We start from the raw sequence: 21,841 nt of genomic DNA, 5'->3' as shown, positions 1-21,841 counted from the left end.
GTGCTAATAAAGCTTCGTTGCTTATTCGCCTGCAATGTGCGTAGCGATGCTATTGCTTAGTGGTGCCGTTTGGCGTGCCGTGGGTAGGCGTGCTGTTAATTGGGCAGCACTCTCCTGCCAGGTTTGCCAGGGTAGCGCTGCCGATTGGGCATGCTGCCCTGCGCGGTACTCGGCAAGCCAGTTAGCTAGTGCTTGGGCAAGCGCTTCTGGGATTGTCGCCTGGAAGTAGCTGGCGTGCTGCCCGGCCACTTCTCTAAAGACGGGTATATCCCGCGCGATAATGGCTAACCCGTAGCGGGCAGCTTCAATTAAAGGTAGCCCAAAACCTTCATCATAGGAGGCAGCTAGCAGTGCGCTACTGGTTTGGTAGAGCGCAGCCAGGGTGGCATCGCTGCAGGTTTGCCACCAAAACAGCCGCCGCCCTTTTTCGGGGTGCTGGTTGAGCGCTTCACACAGCGCTTCGGTTTGCCAGCCCGGCTTACCTACGATCACAAGGTTGATATCGTGACCATTTTGCCAGAGCTGCTCGCAGGCAGCGAGCGCTTGTTGGTGCCCTTTGCGTGGCTCCAGGGTGCCTACCATGAGTAACGTGGGGGCTGCCTGACGCTCGTCAGGCAGCGGGCTTTTTTCGGGCTGGGCGTCGCTTGGCAGGTTGTCTAATTCGGCCCCCAGGTGGAACCAGCTCACTTGCGGTGGCGTTACTCGTTCTGGGGCGGCAGTAGGCTGCTGCGCTATCCAGGCTTGCAGTTGGTGGGCCACTGCTTGGGAGATACAGATCAGTTGCTGGCTTTCCGCTACGGTGTGCAGCCAGCGGGTGAAACTGTGCTCGCCCCCTTCACTGAAGTATTCGGGGTAGTGAATGCATAGCAGGTCGTACACCACAAACGCGGTATGCACGCCCTGCTCTCTCCAACGGCGGTAGGTCTCGCGCTGGTGGGAGACAACCCCGGGTTGAAGGTCCAGCCCTAAAAAGCAGTCGCCGGGTTGCGGCTGTGCGGGTGTGTTGGGTAGCAGCGTGGCGGGCATCCCCTGGTGTGCCAGTAGGTATTGGGTGGCGTGGAAGTAGCCTGGCTGTTTGGCATCTGCGGCAATTAACCGTAGTTGGTAGCCATTGGGCGCTGTTTCCCGCCACTGCGCGAGTATGTTGCGCACTACCCGCTGAATACCGGTATTCACATCTTGTTTGGCCAGCTCGGAAATATCCACCCATAGCGAGGGCGCACTAGGTAGCGGTGCTAACAGGTTGACCAGCGTGGCGGTTTGCTCTGCCAGCGTGCCGGGTAACTGTTGGGCGCTGGCCGTGCCGAGGTGCACTCCTTGGTAATCTAGCCATTGGGTATGTTCCGCGACGCGCTGCTGGTGGGTTTCGCTGAGGCCTAGCGCCAGCCAGACATCGCCTTCGCGGGGGCTGATAGGGTCGTCATCCAGCAGGTTGGGGTCGCAGTTGAGCGTGGTCAGCGCATACTGGCGGGCATAGCGGTAGCTGCCTTCGGCATTGGCGTAGACGGGCTCTACCCGGTAGTGGCGCGGTGGTTCGCGCAGCCAGTGCGCCAGTAGCGCGGTGGCCAGAGGCTGGCTGCCGGGGGTATTTAGGTGTTCGGTGATATCAATGTGCAGCACGGCTTGCCGGGGCTGTTCGGGAAAGTTGGCATCCAGGCAGGCGGCTAGCTGGCAGGTATCGGCTTCACTGAGCTGGGTAACGGTGGGCAGGTGCCGTTGGAGTGTGTGGGCAATGGCTTCTGCACGGTTGATACGCTGCTGGTAGGCGTCTTCAATGGCCTGTTCGTAGCGCTTGGCGCAGCTGGCGGGGTCGTGCTGGGTGCGCAGGCAGTGGGTGGCGGCTTGGCTTAGTGCTTGGCGCTTTGCAGAGTCGCGGTGCAGGCTTTCCAGTGCGCTGATCAGCTCTGCATCGGTGAAGTCGTCGGCAATTTTCAGCACGGCCTCGTTGGGTAGGTCGGCCATACTGCCGTTGGCGTTGGCAATGGTGGCTAACCCATAGTTCATGCAGTCCAGCACGGCTGCGGAGGTTTCCCCGCGTGAGCGGGTGCGCAGCTGTACGCCGATATCGGCGGTGGCTAAGTAGCGATGGTAATCGGTATCGTCGTTCCAGCCGGTAATGCGCAGGCGTTCACCTAGCCCTGCCTGACGAATTTTCTGGTGCAGCTCTTGGCCGTAGGTGTCTTGGCCAGTATCGCCTACCAGTAGCAGGTAGCAGTTGGGGTCTTGCGCAAGCGTTGAGGCTAAAAAGGCATCCACTAAGCGGTGGTTGAGCTTTGTGGGGCCAATAAAGCCAAAGCTGGCGACGATGAGGCTCTCTTGCGGGAGCGCCAGCCGTTGGCGAATTGCATCGCGAGTCTCTTGCACTTTTGGGGGTTGGCGCAAGAGGGGGATGGTGGTGAAGCGTTCGGCGGCCGATGGCGATATCCATTGGCTGGCGAGCCGGGTGCTCGCTGGCGAGTGAACAATCACGCCTTCCGCGTGCTGCAATACGCGCAGGTTGCAGGGGTAACGCCATACAATTTCAGCGGCATCCGGGTGGTGGCAGCGCTCAGCCACGGCATGGTAGCCGTGGCTTTCGTAAAGTGCTTGTACCCAGCTGTTGGCCAGGCCGAAAAACCATTCACGGTGGGCAATAATGCCTGATAGGTAGTAGTCGTGAAGTACGACCACGCCTGGGACCGCTTCAAGCAAGTCAAACATATGCTGATGAAAGGATGAGTTGCCGAAGTGGTAGAGCACGCGGTCATATTCGTGGGCGTGGTCGCGTAACCAGGCGGCGTCTCGTTGCGGGCCGTGCTGTTGAACGGCGGGGTCGAGGTCTGCCTGGTCGATAATGAGATCAATATCGTAATAGTCTGCTAACTCGGGCAGCAGTTCGGCGCTGTAGTCGCTGATGCCACTTCTTTCAGGGGGCAATGGCGATACGTAGGCAAGCTTGGGCTTGGCGGGGCTATCCGCTGGGGGTGTTGCGCTATGATCGCTTGGCACATACGCGGCCATGGCGTTGATCGTTGCTTTGGCGGTGGCGTCCCAACTGAAGTGCTTGGCCTGCTCTAGGCCATGCTGTTTTAGCGTCGCGCGGAAGGTGTCGTCGGTGAGTACGCGGGTAATTTTTTCCGCAATGGCCTGTTCACTGTGGGGGTCAAACAGGGCTTCTTCCCACCCGACTACTTCTGGAAGGCTAGTGGTGTTAGAGGCAATAACCGGGGCGCCGCAGGACATGGCTTCCAGGGCGGGTAGGCCAAACCCTTCGTGCCATGAGGGGAAGACAAACACTTCGCAAAGGTTATATAGCTCTAACAGGTCTTGCTCTGGTACGTAGCCTGTTAGCACCAGGGTGTCTTCGCGAAGGCCGTGTCGTTTTGCCAGGGCGTGAAGGCGCTCTTTTTCAGGTGCGTGAACGGCGCACACAATGGCTAGTTGGTGACGTTGGCGTAGGTCTTCTGGAAGTTTGGCAAAGGCGCGTATGAGTCCTTCGACGTTTTTGCGGTGGTCGATGCCTCCGGTGTACATCACGAAGGGCCTGGGGATGCTGTAGTGGGCACGCAGTACTTGTTGGCGCTCGTCACTCACCTCGGTGGGGATAAACAGGTCGTCTATCGCTGAGGATATATTGGTAATCGCGCTGTCGGGCATTCCCAAGTGCTGCAGCCCTTCTTGCCGTGTGGCTTGGGAAATCGAGAGCAGCAGGTCGGCTTGCTTTAGGTGGTGTATTTTTTCGTGGTACCAGCGGGCATGGGCTGGGTTGTCCAGGTAGGGTGATGGGTGCAGCAGGGGGATCAGGTCGTAAAGTATAGCGGCCACTGGATAGTCGCTGCGCCATGCTTTAATACTGGTCACGGCGTCGTCCCCTACCCCTTCAAACAGGCTGGTTATCAGCACCATATCGGGATTGAGTGCGCCTAGTACATTTTCATAGAGAGCTTCAGCGGCTTGCCAACGCGCTTGGTTGGCGGTATCGACTTGGTGTACCGGCGTTAGGCTTGTCCATAACTGTATATTGTCGCGCCCTATTTGGGGTGCAAACTCTTCAATCAGGCTGTCACAGCTCTCTTTAAAGCGGCGGTTGAGCAGCAGCACTAATTGGTGTTGACCACGCTGCCGCACCAGGCCACGCACTAGCGCCAGGGTATAACGCCCTATGCCACGCTTGCGGCTCTGGGCTTGGGCACCTTGCATGTCAATGACGATTTTCATGTGCGCGACTCCCTGTTGGCGCGTGGCGGTGTTCGGGTAAGCGTGTGCTGCAGTTGGCGAGCGCGGGCGGTCAGTTTGGCTTGGTGGTATGCCAGCGGCTGCTTGTCGTGGTTACTTTGTACGGCGGCGCGATTTAAGCGCCGGGTGAGGCGTTCAAATAACCAGGGAGCCCGCTTGAGTATCGCCATGGCCGTTTTTTTGAGCCTTGGGCGGCTGGCCACTTGCCATGCTAGCCACTTTAGCCCTTGGTCAGCCCTACGGTTGGTGCTGGCTTTAAACTGTGTGGGGTCGTTTTTTAACAGCCATACGCTGTGTTTCAACTGCTTGAGTGGCTTGGCGGCGATACGTAGGGGATAAGTAATACGCCATGAGCGGCTATTCAGCAGTTGGTGAATGTCTGCCTTCAGGGCTGCGATGGTTTGCGCTTGCTCTGCATTCTCTTGCACTAAGACGTTGCAGTATTGGTTGCTCGCTTCCAGGCGCAGTGTGGTGTCTTTTAGCTCCTGTGCGACACGCTCGGAGGCTTGTAAACGCAGGTTGGTGTGGTAGAGCTTTTCTTCTGCTTCGGCGGCACGCACTTCGGTGAGGTGTACCTGGTGCTTTACCTCGTTACAAAAGGCGTGGCTGGCTTGCCCACTCAGCGCGAACTCGTCAAAGACATTGGGCGGGTAGGCAAATGCGTCGGCCAGCGCTAGGTGCGGCTCAGCAAGATAAAAGCGGTTGATGCCGTCGGTGTAAACGTACTGGTAGCCCTTTTCAATGAGGGCTTTTTCCCAAGCGTTATGGGCATGTTGCTGAGAGCCCGGTGCGTGGCTTTCTATTACAATGACCCAGGGGCGTACTGGCGAGTTTTGCCAGCCTTTTATTACTTCCCCTTCCATGCCTTCAACATCGATTTTAAGCCAGTGGAGTGAGCCGCTGCGGTGCTCTTGTTGCCACTCTTCTAGCAGTTGATCAAGCGTGACCACCTCTACCGTATGAGTGGTGGGCGTGTAGCCTTGGGCAATGTGCTGCTGGGCGATGTGTTGATCGCCCGTTGATAGCCCGGTATCAGCAAACTCGTAAAACGTTAGCTGGCCTGGTGCGCTGCCTACTGCGGCTTGCCGTACGCGTTCGTCAGGGCGGGCTTGTTGTAGCGCTGTGGCATATTGGTGAGTTGGCTCTAGATGTAAGCCGCGCCAGCCGTGCTGGTAAAAGGCAAGGCTGACGGAGTCTTTTACGGGGTCTTGGGCACCAATATCAATATAGCTGCCGTTTTGTATGGAGCCGAGTGCACGCCAGAGCATGACATCTTCAAAATTCTGCGCGTAGGAAACAAAACTCATTGAACTTGGACCCCTATGGTGGGCTGCATCCAGTTGCAGCCAGCAAAGTGGTGCTTGTCGATATTGAGAACGTTAAAGACCAGTGCTAAATCGCGCCATTCGTAGTTATCCACAAGGTGAGTATCGGTGCTAACCAGCGCTGTTTGTACCGAGTAGCTGCCTTGTCCTAAATCGGCACTGAAAGTGCAGCTGAATGTGACGGTCTGCCCTTTCTTAACATTGAAGATGACTTGGTCGGTGAGCTGGGTATTGGTGCCGTACATGACCTGTCCCAAGCGGTCTTTGATGCCGTAACCGAGCACTAACCGTGGTAGGTCTTGGTGGACATCGGCCACCACGTTTAGGGTAACTTTTTCACCCACGTTGATGGTGTCTACCGGCTCTCCGGCCATGTTGTATAGCGCGATATCTTTTACTGTGGCTTCACCAGTGCCTGAGACGGTTTGCACTCGGCCGTTGTCCTGGGCGACTTGCTCCAGGCGGCTGTTGGCTTTTTGCGCCAGCATGGCATTGTAGTAATCCATCACCTCTTCTGGCGTGCCTTCCAGCTCTTTTCTACCTGCGTTGAGCATGATGGCTCGGTCGCAAATGCTTTGGATGGCCTGCTTGTCATGGGAGACGAGTAGTAGCGTTGTGCCCTGCTCACGAAACGCGCGAATGCGATCAAAACTTTTATGCTGAAAGTAGGCATCCCCTACCGAGAGCGCTTCGTCAACAATGAGAATATCTGGGCGATGCGCCGTCGCCACACTAAATGCCAAGCGCATTTGCATGCCGCTTGAGTAAACACGCACGGGTTGGTCAATGTAATCGCCAATTTCAGCAAACTCTTCAATGGCGGGCATTAACCGGTGTAGGTCTTCTACGCTGTAGCCCAGCAGTTGGCCTGCCATGTAGGCATTTTGCCGACCGGTAAAATCTGGGTGGAAGCCGATCCCTAACTCTAGCAAGGCAGCCACGCGGCCCACTAGCTCAACGCTGCCGGTGGTGGGCTTGGTGGTGCCAGTAATCATTTTCAGCAGCGTACTTTTACCGGCTCCATTGATCCCGATAATGCCAACCGCTTCTCCCGGTTCTACGTGAAACGAGATATCTTTAAGCACCCACTTGAGTTCGTGGCGTGTTTGCTTGCCGGGAATAACCCACTCTTTTAAACGGGCGGAGCGATTGGGATAGACTTTGTAGGCTTTGCCCAAGCCGTTAATGCTAATTTTTCCCATTAGAGTTCATCCACCATGTCGCCGCTGTGCTTTTTAAACAAGATCATGCCGCTGATGCAAAATAAAATACCCAGCACACAGATAGGCACCAGCGCTGACCAGTCGGGCATGCGCCCAGAGACTAAGATCGTTTGGTAGGCCGACATCAAGCCCACCATGGGGTTGATTTCCATAAACGCCTGAAATTTTTCGGGCAAAATGGTAATGGGGTAAACAATAGGCGTGAGCCAGAACCAGAATTGCAGCACGACGCTAAACAGCTGACCAACATCTCGGAAAAATACGTTGAGCACGCCCAGGGTCATCCCTAGCCCAACCGAAAACATAATGTGAATGGCAAGTATGATGGGCAGCAGCAAGTAGACCCAGCCAGGGAAGTTGCCCGAAATGATTAAAAATAGAGAGAACAGGCCGAAAATAACGCAGAAGTTGATACAGGCGTTAATGACCACCATGACAGGCAGGCAAATTTTCGGAAAGCTGATCTTTTTGATCATTCCTGCGTTTTCAAGAAACACATTCTGGCAACGGTTGACGATCTCTGAGAACAACGCCCAGGTTAAAATACCAGCACACAGGTAGATGCTGTAGCCGTACACTTCGTCGGCTCCTGGCAACTTGGCCTGCATGATCTGGGAGAAAATGAGTGTATAGACAAAGATCATGGAGAGCGGCTGTATCACTGTCCATGCCACACCTAATATGGAGTTTAGGTATTTGCTCTGAAAATCACGTTTTACGTTACCGAGTATAAAACCTCGGTACGTCCATAACTGTCGAATATATGCTTCCACTTCACCCTCGATTTTTTGCTGAATGTAAAGCGCTGTAGGCTGTCGCGATGCTGTTTTGCATGGCTTGAGTAAATTCACTGTTTGCGAATCGTTGCGCGTTCTGTCGGCAGAGACTGGCCATTCGCTGTTGGCTATCTGGCTGTTGTTGCTGCTCCAACTGTGCAACACCTTGCTTTAGCGCTGTACTACTTTGTGCTTCAACTAACAGGCCTGTTTGCTGGTGCACTATGGTTTCTGCCAAGCCACCTTTGCCATAGCCAATGACGGGCGCCCCAGCTGCTTGCGCCTCAACCGGCAAGATGCCGAAATCTTCTTCTGCCATATAGACAAATGCTTTAGCACGCTCCAGATGATCAATGAGCACACTATCGGGCTGGTAGCCCAGTAGCTTCACGTTAGGGCCTGCTTGAGCATTTAGCTTGGCAAAGTCGGGGCCGTCTCCGATCACTACCAGCTTTTTATCAGGCATTTGGTTAAATGCTTCGATAATTAAATCAATACGTTTATAGGGCACCATTCGCGCTGCGGTTAGATAAAAGTCGCTTCGCTGGCGGTGTGCGTTAAATTTTTCAATATCGACGGGCGGGTAAATTATCTCGGCAGAGCGACGATAAAACAGCTCAACCCGACGCTGAATGTAGGCCGATATGGCAATAAAGTGGTCTACACGCTGGGCGCTTAGGTAATCCCATTGGCGTAAGCGGTGCAGTTGCCAGCGCATTAGCATTCCCACGAGCCCTTTTTCATTGCCTGACTGACGTAAATATTGATGCTGCATGTCCCAGGCGTAGCGCATGGGGCTGTAGCAGTAACAAACGTGCAGAGCGGCTGGGTCAGGAATAATACCTTTGGCAACCGCATGGCTGCTGGAGAGAATGAGATCAAACCCTTTCAAGTCAAACTGCTCTACCGCTAGTGGCATGAGCGGTAGGTAACGCCGGTAGTGTTTACGTGCACCGGGGAGTTTTTGAATAAAACTGGTATGGATGGTACGGCCCGTTAGGCAGGGAATATCCTCCGTCTTCAGGAAGTTGACGGTGGTAAATATCTCTGCATCGGGGTAACAGGCAATCAATTGGGCCAGGGCTTTTTCTGCCCCGGCCCAAGTGGTCAGCCAGTCGTGGACAATGGCGACTTTCATTACCGTTATTGGCTCCTATTCACGGCGGTAGGTGTGCGCAAGCGTTATTCGCGACCGTACTCGTCGTTATAGCGAATGATGTCGTCTTCCCCTAAATAAGAGCCGGTTTGTACTTCGATAAGGTGTAAGGGAATCACACCCGGGTTCTCAAGGCGATGAACTGTACCTAAGGGGATATAGGTTGATTCGTCTTCCGAGAGCAGAAAACTTTTTAGCTTGCTGAGGTCGCCGTGCCCTTCTCCTTGGGTTACTTTCGCCGTGCCCTGCACCACTACCCAGTGCTCTGCGCGGTGGTGGTGCATTTGTAGGGAGAGCTTGGCACCGGGATTAACGACGATCTCTTTGACCTGAAAGCTGTCGGTGAGCACCATGGTGCGGTAGTTACCCCAGGGGCGGTATACACGCTGGTGCGATTGGGACTCTTTGCGTCCGGCAGCTTTTAGGGCATTGACGATCAGTTTGGTGTCTTGAGCTTGGTGTCGGTCGGCTACTAGCACAGCGTCGTCGGTTTCCACAATCACTAGGTTGCTGACGCCAACGGCGGCCACAAGGCGTGATTCGCTGTGGATTAAGCTGTCATGCGTATTATGTAGCATGACATCGCCATGCACGGCGTTGCCATTTTCTGTGTCTTCGTCAGCTTTGAGGGCGTACAGGGCATCCCAGGCACCAATGTCGCTCCAGCCGGGGTCCATAGGTACTACCGCAGCGTCTTTGGTTTGTTCCATTACCGCGTAGTCGATGGATTCACTGCGGCATTGGGTAAATATCTCTTGGTCAACCCGCAAAAAGTCGAGGTCTTCGCTGCGAGCTTCAAAGGCGCGCTCACATACTTCTAGAATATCGGGAGCGAACTGACTCAAAGCGGCAAGGTAGTCGCTTGCTTTAAACAGGAATATGCCGCTATTCCATAGGTATTCGCCGCTTTCTAAGTACTGCTTTGCGCGGGCTAGGTCGGGCTTTTCGACAAAGGCTTCCACGGCGTAGCCTTCATCTAGGCTGTTACCACGGCGTATATAGCCATAGCCTGTTTGCGGTGAGCTAGGGGTAATGCCAAACGTGGCTAACTTACCACCAGCAGCTAGTGCGCGCCCTTTTGCGACCGCTTGTGCAAATGCTGTTTCATTTTTTATGACGTGGTCTGCGGGCATTACTAGCAGTTCAGCATCGGCACTAACGCTGCGCGCTGCCAATGCGGCTAGTGCAAGCGCGGGGGCAGTGTTTCGCCCACAGGGCTCTAAAATAATCTGTGTATTTTGCTGGCCTATTTGGTGCATCTGCTCTGCAACCAAAAACCGATGCTCTTCGTTACACACTACGATCGGTGTGCCGGTATCTTCGACATTATTTAGACGCTGCGCTGCTTCCTGTAATAGGCTGCGGTCTTCCTTGTGCAGGTTTAAAAACTGCTTGGGGTAGTGCTCGCGTGACACAGGCCAGAGTCGTGAACCTGAACCACCAGATAGGATAACGGGGAAAATCATACATCCTCCTTGAAAACATATATCTTTTGATAAGCCGTCGCGGGCATTGGTATAGCGAGCTACTTAAGGCTGGGTGTTGATAAATCCGCGGGTTAATGTCATCGCTAAAATTTTCAAATCAAACCCCAACGACCAACGCTCTATGTAATAAAGGTCGTATTCGACACGCTTTTGCATCAGCTTTACGTCGTCGGTAATACCGCGCAGGCCGTTCACCTGTGCCCACCCAGTCATGCCGGGTTTCACTCGGTGCCGTTGCATATAGATATCAATGCGGTCCTTGTAGTGGTCGTTGTGGTCCATGGCATGTGGCCTTGGCCCAACTAACGACATGCGGCCTTGTAGGACGTTATAGAGCTGTGGAAGTTCATCTAAGCTGGTGCGCCGCAGAAAGCTACCCAGGCGCGTGATACGCTGATCAGCGTGTGTTGCTTGCTGTGTCGTGCTGCTGTTATGTGGCTTCATGGTTCGGAATTTGTAGATTTTGAAGCATTTACCATCCAAGCCGTGTCGTTCTTGTTTAAACAGCACAGGGCCGCCCATTTGCCATTTTATGGCAATAGCAACCGCTACCATGACAGGCGAAAAGATGATAAACAGCACTAAGCCTAACAGCCGATCTTCCAGTGCTTTGACTATCCTCATCGGCCCATTAAGGGGGGTGTAGTTGAGTTCCAGGGAGTAGAGCCCTGCTACTTGAGCAATACGATGATTCAGTAAGCGAACATCTGGTAGGTCTGGAAAGAAGCGGATGGTAGTAGGAATACCCGCAAACAGGCTCATGAGCTGGCGAACACGATCACCTTCTACCAGGGAGTAGCCTAGCCATATTTCATCGAAAGAGCGCTGAAATATGTTGTGAGTGGCAAAGGCTTCCATCTCTGAAATAAACGCTTCATCGCCGGTGTCGATGTGGTGGCCGACAATTAAATACCCAGCCTGAGGTTGCTCAACGACGCGTTTTTCCAACAGTGCAATATTGTCAGGAACCCCAACCACCAAGACCCGCTTAAGGTTTCTACCTGATGAGCGGACGTGACGAAGATAGCCGTATAGCGCGGTGCGCACCGCGCTTCCAATAAACAGCACCGTTAGCGCCGTTAGCCCCATCCATAGCCGAGAAAAACTAGACGTTGTTTGGGTAGCCACCAAAAGAAGACTAATCAGCCCTATCGCGGCAATCCAGCTTAAACCATAGGTGCCTAACATGGTGTAGAGGCTGCGACCGCGCCATGGTTGGTATAAGCCGATCAGCTCCCCTACTGCGGGAAGCAGCAAGCTGCCAATGACGATGAGAAAAAGATAATCATCGCTTACCGCCGTCACATGAGGCATTAACCATAGCGTGGTAAGCGAAACGAGCATGGCGATAGCTGCATCAAAACAGCGCATGGCACGCCTGAGCCAATCGTTACTTTGGGTACCTTTTGTTACAGCCATGCCGTCATTGTGTCCCTAGATTGCGCCATCAACTACTGTTAATGATGCTAGCAGGTTCATAACGCCTGATAAGTCATCGCTGCTTAGCTCACCTACCGCTGACTGTAGCGCTAGGCTATCCAGGGCATACTCGCCAATGGTGTCTACGTACTGTATGCGTTGGTCAAACAGGCTTGCGCGGGCATCCAGTACGTCGACTAAATCGCGCAGGCCAAGCTGTTCGCCACGTTCAGCAGCTTCCAGAAACAGCTCGCTAGAGGCGATGGCCTGTTTCAGCGCTTCAATACGGCGTACGTGGCCATTTAATGAGCGTAGCCGCTGGCGTACTTCTTGTACCGCTAAATTGCGCTGGTTATCAAACGCTGCTTGGCTGGCATCAATGCGCCGTTCACCCTGGCGCACACTGGCGGTGGTATAGCCGCCCCGGTAAATGGGCACGCTCATTTCTACGCTGGCGCGGTAGTCTTCGCTCTCCCTTAGCTCATCGTCACTTTGGCGGTCGGAGTAGCTGAGGTTGAGGTTTAGCTCGGGGTAGTAGCCTGCCCGGCGGGTGCTTGCATCAGCTTCAGAAATGCGCTGCTCTTGATGGGCAAGCAACACGTCTAAATTTTGGCCGGTGCGGGCAATCCAGTCATCCTGGCTGCCCCATTCGTTTTGCAGGGTCACTTCTGATAGCTCCCCTACCGCTAGGCCACGAAACTCGGGCAGCGTGCCGGTCAGCCGTTCCAGGGTGCTTAGGGCGTTATCCAGCTCGTTCTCTGCCAGCACGGCATCCGATATTGCTTGGTCTAGGCGCGATTGAGCTTCCAGCAGGTTAATGCGGTCGCCTACGCCTAAATCAAAGGCTCGCTGTGCTTGGCGCACCTGCAGCTCTAACGACTCCTGCTGGGATTCCAACAACCCCAAACGTTGGGAGGCGAGGTAGGCTTGCACGTAGGCTTCGCTTACTTGCAGGGCGAGGTCCCGTTCCACCACCGCAAGCTGCAGCTCTGCCGCATCCACCTGGGCGCTGGCGACATCCATACCGCGCCAGCGCTCTAGGCTGAACAGCGGCTGCTGTAGCTGCAGCTGCCAATACTCTTCTTCTATCTCTCCTGGGCGCTGGGCAGGCTGGTCGAGGCCAAAATCATCAGGTGAGGTTTGAATATTGGTGGAGTCTTGCCATAGGTAGCCGCCGGTGGCGCTGACTTGCGGCAGCAGCTGCGAGCGCGCCATAGGAACTTCTTCCCGCGTGGCGGCTAGCTCATAGCGCTGGCGGGAGAGGTCGGCGTCGTGCTCTAACGCACGGGCAAATAGCTCGGGCAGCGATGGCAATGCTGCGGGCAGTTCGCTGTTTTGCTCTAAGGCGGCTAGCTCTGCCATCGCCTCGTTGCCTGCGGGCGGGTCTTGCTGGGCGTGGGCATAAGGTGCCGCGAGCATGCCGATAGCCAGTGCCAACGGAGTGAGGCGTGTTAGCATCTGTGTCATTAGTCCTCGCGTAGGGCGCGTGCCAGCATATCGGTGATGGGTTTGGCAATGTAGCTGGCGAAGGTGCGTTCACCGGTGCGGATCATCACTTCAGCCGGCATACCCGAGAGCAGTTGCATGTGTTCGTTCATTTGCGTGTAACCCTCTTCGGTCACGCGAACCCGCGCACGGTAGTAGCGCTCGCCGGTGGCTTCATCTTCAAAACTGTCGGCGCTGACATGGATCACTTCGCCGTCAATCACATCGGTCAGCCGCTGGTTGAAGGCGCTAAAGCGGATCTCGGCAAACTGGCCGATGTAGATGTTGTCGATATCGCGGGTGGGAATGCGGGCTTCCACCACAAAGCCATCGTTAGAGGGCACTACCTCCATAATGGTATCGCCACCGCGAATCACCGCGCCTACCGTGTTCACTTGGCGGCCTACCACGGTGCCGGAAACCGGTGCGGTAATCACGGTGCGCTCTACTTGGTCGCTCAGCGAGACAATCTGCTCTTCGGCTTGGGCAATTTGCGCCTGGGCTTCCCGCAGCTGTTCGCCCACTTCTTTCTGGAACTCTTGCTGCTGAATCTCTTTTTGCATTCGGTTTTCGCTGATTTGCGAACGCAGCTGGGCGATGTTGGCGCGGAATTCGGCGTTGTCGCCTTCGTACTGCAGCACTTGGCGCTCTAGCTCGCGCAGGCGCTGGTTGTCGCCCAGGCCTTCACGGTAGAGCGAGCGGAAGTCTTCTGCTTCCGAGCGTAGCGAGGAGATACGCTGGGTATTCACCGAAATGCGCTGCTCTAGCCCGTCGATTTGTTCCTGCATCTGGATGATCTGCTCATCCAGGGATTCCAGCGTGCTGATCAGCGATTGGCGGCGCGCCGTGAACAGGCTTTGCTGTACGGCAATAATCTGCTGCACGCGGGGGCTGTCGGCGTCTTGAATATCTTCAGGTATCACCATCATTTCTGCCCCTTCTTGCTCGGCTAGCAGGCGGGCTTCCATGGCGCGGTTGATGAGGTATTGCGAGCGGGCAATTTCCAGCTGCGAACGCGCCTGGGTGTCACTTAGCACAATTAGCGGCTCGCCGGCCTCTACTTTGTCGCCATCCTCGACCAGCAGTTCGCGCACAATGCCGCCTTCCAGGTGCTGTACGGTGCGTTTGAAGGATTCAATAGAAACACTGCCTGGCGCTACCACAGCAATCGCTAGCGAGGCCGTTATTGACCACAGAACAAAACCGCCCAGGGCAACCAGCAGAATGCCATACCCTAACCTGCGGTAACCTTTGTCGCTGGTGGGTAGTTTTTCCGAGGCTTCGCCATCAATGGTGGCGGGGCCGCTGGGAGTGACGTCTATTTCCCGGTTTGCGGGTAGGTTGCGTTGGTCGTTGCTCATGTTACTTCTCCTCACCTCCGCGACCGCCGGGTATTGCTGATAAACGTGCCGAGTTCTGCTGGCTCACTTGGGAGCGTGGCTTTTTGGCAAATTGGGCTAGCACTTGGTCGCGGGGGCCAAACATGCTGACCTGGCCTTCTTTCATTACCAGTAGTTTGTCCATGCTTTTCAGTACGCTGGTGCGGTGGCTAATCACAAATAGCGTGGTGCCTTCCGCTTTTAGCTGGGCAATGGTTTGTGCCAGAGCACGCTCGCCTGCGTCATCCAGGTTGGCGTTGGGTTCGTCCAGTACGATCAGCACCGGGTTGCCGTAAAGCGCACGAGCAAGGCCAATACGCTGGCGCTGGCCGCCGGATAGCGCGCCGCTGGTGGAGGAAATGATGGTATCGTAGCCGTTCGGCAGCTCCAGAATCATTTCATGGACGCCCGCTTTCTTGGCGGCATCGACCACTTTCTGTGGGTCTATCTCGCCAAAGCGGGCGATGTTTTCGCTAATCGTGCCGTCGAACAGCTCGATATCCTGGGGCAGGTAGCCAATATAGGGGCCAATTTCATCGCGGTTGTACTGGGTAATAACACCGCCATCTAAGCGTACGTCGCCCACTTGCGAGGGCCAGATACCTAACAGCACCCGCGCCAGAGTCGATTTACCAGCCGCACTTGGGCCGATAATGCCGACGTGTTCACCTTTAGGTACGGAGAAGTTAATACCGCGAATGGTCGCCATGCGGGCACCGGGGGGGGCTGCGGCTACGCCTTCCAGGGCTACTTCACCTTTAGGCGCGGGTAGCGACATTTTGCGCTGCTCGCTGGGGATTTGGGTGAGCAGTTCGTTTAGGCGCTCGTAGGAGCCACGGGCGCCAACAAAGCCTTTCCAGCCGCCGATCATTTGGTCGATAGGTGCTAATGCCCGCCCCATCAGAATCGAGCCTGCAATCATCATACCGGGGGTCATTTCACCCCTTAATACCAGCAACGCCCCTAAGCCTAGAATGAGCGATTGAAACAGCAGGCGGAGTATTTTGGAGGTGTTAGTTAGCGCACCGGCACGGTCGCTGGCTTGGGACTGCTTGGATAGAAACTCGTGATGCTTTTTCGACCAGCGCCCCATAATGCCGGGCAACATGCCCATGGCGTGCAGCACTTCGGCGTTGCGCAGGTTTGAGTTAGCTAGATTCTGAGCTTGAATATGCTCGCTGTTGGCGTCTGCGAGGAGCTTTTTGGTGGCCTTTTCGTTGGCAATGGCCAGCGCTAGCAAGATGCCCCCCGCGCAGGTGGCAAACACGCCCAGCCAGGGGTGGAATAGAAACAGTACGCCCAGGTAAACCGGCACCCAGGGGGCATCAAAAAAGGCAAACAGGCCGTTGCCGGTCAGAAACTGGCGCAGGCTGGTTAGATCGTTCAGCGGTTGGGCACTTTGGCTGCCTTGTGCGACCAAACTGCGGCGGAACATGGCACTGTAAAGGCGCTCGTTAATGGCGGTATCTAGCCGGTTGCCTACCCGCACCAGCATCCGCGAGCGTACCAGCTCCAGCCCACCCATAATCATAAACAGGAACACCACTACCAAAGTAAGCATGAGCAGGGTGTCGAAACTTTGGGTAGTGAGTACGCGGTCGTACACTTGGAGCATGTACATCGGCGGTACTAACATCAGTAAGTTGACAAACATACTGAAAAAACCGACCGATACAAACGAACCTTTGCAGGCTTTTAGCGCGCGCTGCAGATCCGTTGCTTCCTGTTGCTTTGCCATGAAGGGGTCACCGTTGAATCGAAAAGGCGTCAAGTGCAGGTAAAACTAATCGCGGCAGCATAACAGAAACGCCCCTACCAAGGGTAGGGACGTTGGCGAGGAGAGCCATCAGACTGAAAAAAAACAGCTCTTTAAGGAAGGCAGAATCAACCTAGCAGTAGCATACTTTCTTCTGATTCTGTGAAACCAATCATCACTGCTCCTCTTTCTGCACCACCGTCTAGCTCATTGAGCCAGTACTCTTTTCCTGCTGCGTCAGAGGCTCTTTCGAGAACGTTAGCGTACATTAGTTCAACAAATTCGCTGTTATCTAGATTGCCATGCTGGCTATTAAATTCACTTGAGTTAATAAAGCTATTGGCAATATCACCCAGACTTTCTGAGGCATTCTTCTCAACCCAGTAGGCTAGCCCTTGGCTATCAGCTTCTCGGTCAAATGACGCGTCGTACAAGCGTAGCAGCGGATCAACTGGCTCATCGAAGATCAGCTCACTGCGCTCATTAAGGTTTTGAATACGCAGGTCTTCGCTGGCGGGTGTTTCTTCTTCACTAAACGGTGTTTCGCTGAACATAGCGGCCATATACTCTGCAAAAGCATCTTGCTCTGTACCTTTATCAGCAAACGTGAACTGGCCATCGTCGGTAAATGCATCCATCAGATCTAGACGGCTTTGATAGGTACCCTCTCCTAGTGGGTAGCCATCGCCACCGTCTGCCAGGAAGCCTAACGTAACGACTTTAATAGTATCTTCGGCATTACCAACCAAACTGCCATTAGCAACAAGCACATCATTCACAGTGCCATCGTTATTGAGGATAACGGCACTCTGAATACGTTCGCCAGCGGGCTGGCTCCAGTCGTAGCTATATTGAATGCCGCCTACTTGAGCAAACTGCCCCGCTGTTACGCTCGGCGCTGAAGCAGCCACCGCGTGCTCAAGCACATCCAGCAGCGTGCTACGCGTGATATTGATAACGACCCCTTCCCTTTTTAGCTCAAGTACTTTTTGGTTCAAGCATTGCTGCTATTCCTTGAGCTTACCTATGCAACAGTGACGAAAGCGTGACGCTTTCACGACAACTCATTGTCATTGCATAGCGCCGACGGGTAAGGGTGTTAAACTTATTGTTTATGCTTTCGATAATGGCGACTGATCCATATTGCACAGGGAGATTCATGTTGAGTTTATCTCGCTCTACTTCCGAGATTATTAATCAAAGTGGCATTGCCTTTGGCACTAGCGGCGCACGTGGCTTGGTGGAGCAGTTCACCGACGAAGTATGCGCGGCCTTTACCGTGGCCTTCATTTCCGCTATGAAGCGTTCATTTACATTTGAGCGCATTGCCTTGGGGTTGGACCGCCGCCCGAGCAGCCCTGGCATGGCTGCCGCTTGCACCAGCGCCGCCAAGGCGATGGGATTGGCAGTGGATGATTATGGCGTGCTGCCTACGCCCGCCCTGGCGCTGAAGGCCATGGCCGATGGCGTTCCGTGCATTATGATTACCGGCAGCCACATTCCCTTCGACCGTAACGGGATTAAGTTTTACCGCCCAGATGGTGAGATTAGCAAAGAGGATGAAGCGGCTATTTTACAGGCCGATGCTGCTATGCCTTCACTCGCTGCCGTTGAGCGCAATGAGGTATCGGATGCCGCTAACCAAGCCTATGCGGAGCGCTTTGCCACTTGGTTCCCTGGTGAGCCGCTAACAGGCTGGCGGGTTGGCCTTTACCAGCATTCCGCAGCGGGCCGTGACCTAAACGCGCATATTTTGGAAACGCTGGGGGCGGAAGTGGTAACGCTAGGCCGCAGCGATGCGTTTGTGCCGGTTGATACCGAAGCGGTCAGTGAAGAAGATCAAGCCAAAGGGCGCGCTTGGGCAAAACAGCATCATTTACACGCCCTGCTTTCTACCGATGGCGATGGCGACAGGCCGTTAGTGGGCGATGAAACGGGCACTTGGCAGCGTGGCGATATCGTGGGGCTGCTATGCGCTCGCGCATTGAATATTGAGGCACTGGCAGTGCCGGTGAGTTGTAATACTGTCATTGAGCAGTGCGGTGCTTTTAAGAAAGTCGCGCGCACACGCATTGGCTCCCCTTATGTATTGGCGGGCATGGCAGCGCTTTCAGCAGACTTTAACCGCGTGGCGGGTTTTGAGGCGAACGGCGGCTTTTTACTGGGCAGTACGCTGGAGGAGGATAAACGCCAGCTCGCAGCATTACCCACCCGCGACGCTCTGCTGCCTGCACTCACGCTAATGGTAATGGCAGCTGAAAAAGCGGTTCCGCTCTCTCAGCTATTCGCTGAATTGCCTGCCCGTTATACGGCGAGTGATCGCTTAACGGAGTTCCCCACCGAGAAAAGCCGTGAGCTTTTGGCGGAGTGGGAAACCTCCCCAGCTACCTTAGTGCAAGTACTAGGGTTGGAGGCGTCGGTGGCCCATATTGATACCACCGATGGCCTTCGCGCCACGCTGGATAATGGGGATATCGTTCACCTTCGCCCTTCGGGTAATGCCCCTGAGCTGCGCTGTTACTGTGAATCTGATGAACAGGCCAAAGCCTCTTCATTGGTACAAAAGTGTTTGCGGGCGCTAGCTACCCTCCCGCTTTAAGTCAGCCAACAAGAAACGGGCACCCTGTTTGAGGGTGCCCGTTTCTTGGGCTTTCCGTAGCCTAGGAGAGACTGTGAGAGAGCCTTAACACGAACTTACTGACAATCAGCTTATTTGTAAACCGGGAAGCGGCCACAAACTTCAGCGACTTTATCAAGCACTTGGGCTTCGACGCTGCTGGTGTCTTCGCCTTTGGCCAGTACATCGAGGATATCGCAAATCCAGCCTGCCAGCTGCGTACACTCCTCTTCACCGAAACCGCGCGTGGTGACTGCCGGGGTGCCGATACGCAGGCCAGAGGTGACAAACGGGCTTTGCGGGTCGTTCGGTACGGCATTTTTATTAACGGTGATGTGCGCGCGGCCGAGGGCAGCGTCCGCATCTTTACCAGTCACGCCTTGTTTAATCAGCGAGAGTAGGAACAGGTGGTCCTCGGTACCGCCGGACACGATGTCGTAACCGCGATCCATGAATACCTTAGCCATGGCTTGAGCGTTCTTAACCACCTGTTGCTGGTAGGTTTTGAACTCGGGCTCCATGGCTTCTTTGAAGCAGATCGCTTTGGCGGCGATGACGTGCATCAGCGGGCCGCCCTGGCCACCGGGGAATACTGCCGACTGCAGCTTCTTCTCGATGTCCGGATTGTTCTCGGCTGAGAGAATCACGCCGCTACGCGGGCCGCGCAGAGTTTTGTGCGTCGTGGACGTGACCACGTGGGCGTGGGGCAGCGGGCTAGGGTAAACGCCAGCAGCGACCAAGCCAGAAACGTGCGCCATATCCACCAGTAAGTAAGCACCTACTTCGTCGGCGATTTCGCGGAATTTTGCCCAGTCCACAATTTGTGAGTAGGCGGAGAAACCGGCGATGATCATTTTCGGCTTGTGTTCACGGGCCAGGGAAGCGACTTGGTCGTAGTCGATCAGGCCTTGCTCGTTCAGGCCGTACTGAATGGCGTTGTAGTGCTTGCCGGAGAAGTTGGGCTTGGCACCGTGAGTCAGGTGGCCGCCCGCGTCTAGGCTCATACCGAGGATGGTGTCGCCCGGTGTGACCAGCGCTTGGAAAACAGCGCTGTTGGCTTGAGAGCCAGAGTGCGGCTGCACGTTGACATAGGTCGCGCCGAACAGCTGCTTGGCGTAGTCGATGGCCAAGTTTTCAGCGATATCGACAAATTCACAGCCGCCGTAGTAGCGCTTGCCTGGGTAGCCTTCGGCGTATTTGTTGGTCAGCTGGCTGCCTTGCGCTTCTAGTACGCGGGGGCTGGCGTAGTTTTCAGAAGCAATCAGTTCGATGTGGGCTTCTTGGCGTGCCACTTCTTTTTGCATGGCATCAAACAGCGCATCATCGAATCCGGCAATTGTCATGTCGCGGCTGAACATCGGCGGGAACCTCGTTAGAAAGGATCATCATGGAGAAGCGAGGCGGCTATCATACCGCAGCCTGACGCGACTTTCATCGCATCCGCGTCAGGTGGTGCATGAGCATGTTTCATGTTGTGAGCCGGGTAAAGTTCTGACCAAATGGACAACCATGCGTGCCCGTCGCCCAACAAATTGGCCTCCCACAGGGGGGCACATTACTTGATCGATAAGGCCAGCTGTAGGAGGGAGCTTTAGCTCGCGATGATGAAGGCACTGGTGCCTCGGCAGGCTAAGGGCGGCTGGCGCCGCCGTCGCCCAATAAATTGGCCTCCCACGGTGGGGGCACATTACTTGGAATCGATCAGGCTTGTTGTAGGAGGGAGCTTTAGCTCGCGATGATGAGGGCACCGGTGCCTCGGCAGGCTAAGGGCGGCTGGCGCCGCCGTCGCCCAATAAATTGGCCTCCCACGGTGGGGGCACATTACTTGGAATCGATCAGGCTTGTTGTAGGAGGGAGCTTTAGCTCGCGATGATTGAGACGGTGGGCAATGGGACCCTGCAAGGGCTTTCTTATCTTTCAGGCGCTAAGCCCGTGGAAGCGGCTGTGTTTGTCAGCATAAGTACGTGTTTGCAAAGGTAGCAGGGCTTTTCGAAGCGATACGGTGGTATCACTTAGCCCCCATCTTTTGCTAGGAGAATATCGGCCCGGTGTTAAAACCTCATCTTTTCCTAACAACTGCTGATGGTACCGCTGAGTCATCTGCTGTAAATCTAGCGCAGTATCACGGTGACAAACAGGATATTGGCTCAGCATTTCAAGAACACAGAGCGAACGTTGGAACTGCTCATGAGGCATAGCAGTAGCGAGGGTTTCGAGCTCTCTCCAAGTAGGCCGATACCCTTTATACCAGATGGAATCAGCCAGCTTTTTGATATCCTCAACAGCACTCTCAAGGGGACGAGCCCCCACCCGATATAGCTGCTTATGCGTGACGGAAAACTGCATCTTTAACCCTCGCTATGATGATACTCATCCAGCATCATTTTCAGATTACCTAAAATACGAGTTTCATCGCCAACATAGTAACTGATCGCTTCCCGAGCTAACCGTTCGAATTCTTCGATATCAACATAGGGGAGTTGCAACAATGTTTGAATATCATTTTGGTCGCGTTCGCCAAAACGACCAAGCTTTGAGATTGCCACATCTAGCGCACTCGCGACATAGACTTCAACGTTAGGGGCATGACTTTGGATCATCAACCGAATGACACGATCTTCATAATCTTCATGCAATGGAGCTAATGTCGTGTTAAAGCTGATATCTAGCTCCAATATTTGCACAACTCCAGCATCATCGGTAAACACATAGGCATCTTCGCCCAGAAGGGCGATAATATCAGACTTCTTAGCCAATCCATGTGATGCTACCTCAGCGTCAATATCGGCACTGCCTCGAGCTTGTGTGTGGATATGAACCGCACAGCCACCGAATACAATAGCCTGGAAGACCCCCTTTTCTGGTTCTTCGTCACTTCATGTGGATTTGGCCTGATCGAACAGGCGGCCCACTGGGCTGCCAATCAGGTAGATCATGGCGATGAAGTTGGCCTCGTTCCGGTAGCCGCGTGCGCGTGACCGAGCCGCCTGGAACAGGCCGTTC

General features: G+C 54.7%; 15 protein-coding genes. 1 reads left to right on the top strand and 14 read right to left on the bottom strand.

The window, feature by feature from the left end; genetic code table 11:
* Positions 1-21: 21 nt before the first annotated feature.
* The 11 genes from AC13CY_RS01865 to AC13CY_RS01815 all read right to left on the bottom strand — a co-directional run bounded on the left by AC13CY_RS01865 (position 22) and on the right by AC13CY_RS01815 (position 17,219).
* On the bottom strand, positions 22-4,197 hold the full coding sequence (locus tag AC13CY_RS01865) for a glycosyltransferase (protein WP_483052231.1): 4,176 nt from the start codon (positions 4,195-4,197) through the stop codon (positions 22-24).
* The gene (locus AC13CY_RS01860) at positions 4,194-5,522 is read right to left on the bottom strand and encodes an FkbM family methyltransferase (protein ID WP_483052230.1); all 1,329 of its coding nucleotides are present in this window, start codon (positions 5,520-5,522) and stop codon (positions 4,194-4,196) included. Before AC13CY_RS01860 ends, AC13CY_RS01865 begins: the two co-directional genes overlap by 4 nt.
* Positions 5,519-6,742 carry an ABC transporter ATP-binding protein gene (locus tag AC13CY_RS01855; protein WP_253504017.1) on the bottom strand — a complete coding sequence of 408 codons (1,224 nt, stop codon included), beginning with the start codon at positions 6,740-6,742 and terminating at the stop codon, positions 5,519-5,521. Before AC13CY_RS01855 ends, AC13CY_RS01860 begins: the two co-directional genes overlap by 4 nt.
* Positions 6,742-7,536: an ABC transporter permease gene (locus AC13CY_RS01850; protein WP_253504013.1), complete on the bottom strand. Its 795-nt coding sequence runs from the start codon at positions 7,534-7,536 to the stop codon at positions 6,742-6,744. The genes AC13CY_RS01855 and AC13CY_RS01850 overlap by 1 nt, the downstream gene beginning before the upstream one ends.
* 1 nt (position 7,537) lies before the next feature.
* Positions 7,538-8,677 (bottom strand): glycosyltransferase, encoded by a 1,140-nt coding sequence (locus AC13CY_RS01845; RefSeq protein ID WP_253504010.1) that lies wholly within the window; start codon positions 8,675-8,677, stop codon positions 7,538-7,540.
* 44 nt (positions 8,678-8,721) lie between these two features.
* Positions 8,722-10,161: a mannose-1-phosphate guanylyltransferase/mannose-6-phosphate isomerase gene (locus AC13CY_RS01840; RefSeq protein ID WP_253504006.1), complete on the bottom strand. Its 1,440-nt coding sequence runs from the start codon at positions 10,159-10,161 to the stop codon at positions 8,722-8,724.
* 63 nt (positions 10,162-10,224) lie between these two features.
* Positions 10,225-11,601: an undecaprenyl-phosphate glucose phosphotransferase gene (locus AC13CY_RS01835; RefSeq protein WP_483052229.1), complete on the bottom strand. Its 1,377-nt coding sequence runs from the start codon at positions 11,599-11,601 to the stop codon at positions 10,225-10,227.
* 15 nt (positions 11,602-11,616) lie between these two features.
* Entirely contained in the window at positions 11,617-13,068 is a 1,452-nt protein-coding gene (locus tag AC13CY_RS01830; RefSeq protein WP_483052228.1) for a TolC family outer membrane protein, read from the bottom strand.
* Positions 13,068-14,447, bottom strand: coding sequence for an HlyD family type I secretion periplasmic adaptor subunit (locus AC13CY_RS01825; RefSeq protein ID WP_172514706.1), 1,380 nt, complete (start codon positions 14,445-14,447; stop codon positions 13,068-13,070). The genes AC13CY_RS01830 and AC13CY_RS01825 overlap by 1 nt, the downstream gene beginning before the upstream one ends.
* A 1-nt stretch (position 14,448) precedes the next feature.
* Entirely contained in the window at positions 14,449-16,203 is a 1,755-nt protein-coding gene (locus AC13CY_RS01820) for a type I secretion system permease/ATPase (protein WP_172514707.1), read from the bottom strand.
* Positions 16,204-16,349: 146 nt separating this feature from the next.
* Positions 16,350-17,219, bottom strand: coding sequence for a DUF4214 domain-containing protein (locus tag AC13CY_RS01815; RefSeq protein WP_172514708.1), 870 nt, complete (start codon positions 17,217-17,219; stop codon positions 16,350-16,352).
* Positions 17,220-17,380: 161 nt separating this feature from the next.
* Between AC13CY_RS01815 and AC13CY_RS01810 the strand changes: the two genes are divergently transcribed.
* On the top strand, positions 17,381-18,820 hold the full coding sequence (locus AC13CY_RS01810) for a phosphomannomutase (protein ID WP_483052227.1): 1,440 nt from the start codon (positions 17,381-17,383) through the stop codon (positions 18,818-18,820).
* 110 nt (positions 18,821-18,930) lie between these two features.
* On the opposite strand, the gene glyA is transcribed toward AC13CY_RS01810, so the two are convergent.
* The 3 genes from glyA to AC13CY_RS01795 all read right to left on the bottom strand — a co-directional run bounded on the left by glyA (position 18,931) and on the right by AC13CY_RS01795 (position 21,678).
* Complete coding sequence (gene glyA / locus AC13CY_RS01805; protein ID WP_062362843.1) at positions 18,931-20,196, bottom strand: serine hydroxymethyltransferase; 1,266 nt, start codon at positions 20,194-20,196, stop codon at positions 18,931-18,933.
* 559 nt (positions 20,197-20,755) lie between these two features.
* Positions 20,756-21,184, bottom strand: a complete 429-nt coding sequence (locus AC13CY_RS01800) for a hypothetical protein (RefSeq protein WP_044630554.1) — start codon at positions 21,182-21,184, stop codon at positions 20,756-20,758.
* 2 nt (positions 21,185-21,186) lie between these two features.
* Complete coding sequence (locus AC13CY_RS01795) at positions 21,187-21,678, bottom strand: DUF6036 family nucleotidyltransferase (protein WP_332102966.1); 492 nt, start codon at positions 21,676-21,678, stop codon at positions 21,187-21,189.
* Positions 21,679-21,841: the final 163 nt, after the last annotated feature.

The organism is Vreelandella sp. L-15 (assembly GCF_056857635.1).
The sequence above is the reverse complement of the archived record's forward strand: the minus strand, read 5'-3'. Positions and strand labels throughout refer to the sequence as shown.